We start from the raw sequence: 2,269 nt of genomic DNA on the forward strand, positions 1-2,269 counted from the left end.
ATTCTATAATAACAATAAATTGAATCTTAATATCATTACAAAACAAATAAACTTATAAAATTTATCTATGATGGTAAATCAAATAAAACTAGAACCGGATCAGAATTGTTGGCAACTCCATAAAGAGTTTACCAGCAATAATTAATTATTATTAGAAATATGTTTTATAAATAAATCAATTTCATTACTATCTGAAACATTCGGCAAAATATAGTCAAGAATATTTCTTGTTGAATCCAATGACAATATTATAGGAGTCGGTATATATTTTAACTCTTTTCTAATTAAATCTTCTGAATCAATATATATATAATCATAATATTCATTCCGCTGTTGTGATGACATTGGATTTCCCATAGTCGAAATGATAACTACATTATTTTTACCACATAAATTAATTTTCTTTGAAATGGAAAATCCGGAATCTACACAACTGCTGCAATCATAATAATTAAAGAGAAAAACAGTTCTATATGTACGATTTGCAACTATTGAATCAATTGATTTTACTTGTTTACCAATCAATCTATAAACATCACTTTTTTGTGTATTTAAATTAGATTTATTACAGTTTCTATTACTACAACTTTGAATAATAAGAACTAAAAAGAAAATATAAATAATTCTATTTTGTATCATTTCTCAGTTTAATTTTTTCAATTGCAACTTTTCTTCCTTCCTGAGAAGCATATATATATTTATCCGAAATACAAAAAGAAGAGTAAATGTCATGTGGAAGTATATATGTAGAAACAAGTTTCATCTCATTTTTAATTGATAGCTCAAGTATTGTATTTACTTTATAATCATTTTTTTGAGTACTAGAAGAACATAATATGTATATATTCCCATTAGCTAAATATGCATCTCGTATATATATGTATACAGAATTATCATTATCTGATTTTTCTTTATATTTCTTTATCTCTTCGCTAATAATTGGAATTGATGATATATTATATGAAGTTATATAATCACCACTAAAACTATATTTGTCTATATAAGGATAGCATTCAGAAACAGAGAAGACCCCTTCATTTTTATCGAAAAGAATATGTTTTCTATTTGATATTATAGTTTTAAAGGGAGTTTTTTCTTGAATAACGCATCCCATAGCAATCTGATTTTTGGGATTTGTTTTATCAATCTTAAGGAAACTGGTAGAATCTGAATTTGCTGACAAATATATTAGTGAATCGTTTATACTGAACCTATTTTCATTAGCATTAGATAGTACAATATCTTCACAATAAATATCATCATAATATTTTTTTATAGACCTTGTTCCAAAATCTACAGCATACAAAGTATCATTATAAATACAAAATGTAACTGGGAATAGTGTTTCATAAGGAGCTTCACCATGTTTGGTTATATATTTAATATTCTTTAAGTCGCTTGATAAAGCAACTATATCACCTCTTTTCTCATCCAATATGTAGATATTATCATTATAATAATTCATACAATTAACTTGGGAAAAAAAGCTTGAATCAGGATATTCTTCTATTTGTTTCTCAAGTTGACAATGGATTAATCTATCTTTATTCTTTTCACTGCAAGAAAAAAATAAAACAGTAATACAAAAATAAAATATACTTCTTTTCATGGTCCATTTATTAACAATATGTTTTTCTCCCATCACATTCAACATAAGCACCTGAACTAAATGAAAGTCCTCTTTTACACACTTTGCCAGTACATGAAATAGTTCCTTGAAGAGGGAAACTGCAATCTACGGTAACAGTACACGAATAATCCCCATTCTCACTTTGACCCATAGCTTCGATATTTTCAAATAATAGATTGGAAAATTTAGGTTTATCATTTTTTGTAGCATTTATATTATAACAAGTTATTATAGTTATAATCAATAATGCAATAATTTTGGAAATTAACTTTTTCATAATTTACAATATTAGATTTAATATAACATCTGAATTTCACATGTATCATTTCAGTGATTAGACAATAAAATTGTCATTTAAGTTATTTTTAATGTAATTCTGTTACACCTCCTTATCTATAAGGTGAGTTTTATATGGATGGAAAATAATATTTTCAGTATAAAGAAAAGTGATCTTCTTTCCACCCTGTTTTTTAACTCCAATGAATACATATTATTTTGCTTTACCTTTTATCTTTAATTTTAAAGGTGAAAGGTTACTATTGCAATAGACCGTAACCGTCTTATTAAAATGTTCAGCCTTCTCTGCTTCATAAGTAACCGTTAATTCTGTCTGCTCTCCTGAACGGATAGGTGCCTTGA

General features: G+C 26.2%; 4 protein-coding genes. All 4 read right to left on the reverse strand.

The genetic code is table 11. From position 1 onward, the window contains the following. Positions 1–141 precede the first annotated feature (141 nt). Complete coding sequence (locus JCM15092_RS14175) at positions 142–639, reverse strand: hypothetical protein (protein ID WP_024995213.1); 498 nt, start codon at positions 637–639, stop codon at positions 142–144. Then, the gene (locus tag JCM15092_RS14180) at positions 626–1,609 is read right to left on the reverse strand and encodes a hypothetical protein (protein WP_024995214.1); all 984 of its coding nucleotides are present in this window, start codon (positions 1,607–1,609) and stop codon (positions 626–628) included. Before JCM15092_RS14180 ends, JCM15092_RS14175 begins: the two co-directional genes overlap by 14 nt. A gap of 10 nt (positions 1,610–1,619) precedes the next feature. Next, a complete protein-coding gene (locus tag JCM15092_RS14185) occupies positions 1,620–1,907 on the reverse strand; it encodes an NVEALA domain-containing protein (protein ID WP_024995215.1) in 288 nt (95 codons plus the stop codon). Positions 1,908–2,120: 213 nt separating this feature from the next. Continuing rightward, on the reverse strand, positions 2,121–2,269 hold a 149-nt coding region (locus tag JCM15092_RS16990), incomplete at its 5' end, for a DUF1573 domain-containing protein (RefSeq protein ID WP_148296675.1).

Origin of the sequence: Phocaeicola paurosaccharolyticus JCM 15092 (assembly GCF_000613805.1) — a bacterium.
Taxonomy (GTDB): domain Bacteria; phylum Bacteroidota; class Bacteroidia; order Bacteroidales; family Bacteroidaceae; genus Phocaeicola; species Phocaeicola paurosaccharolyticus.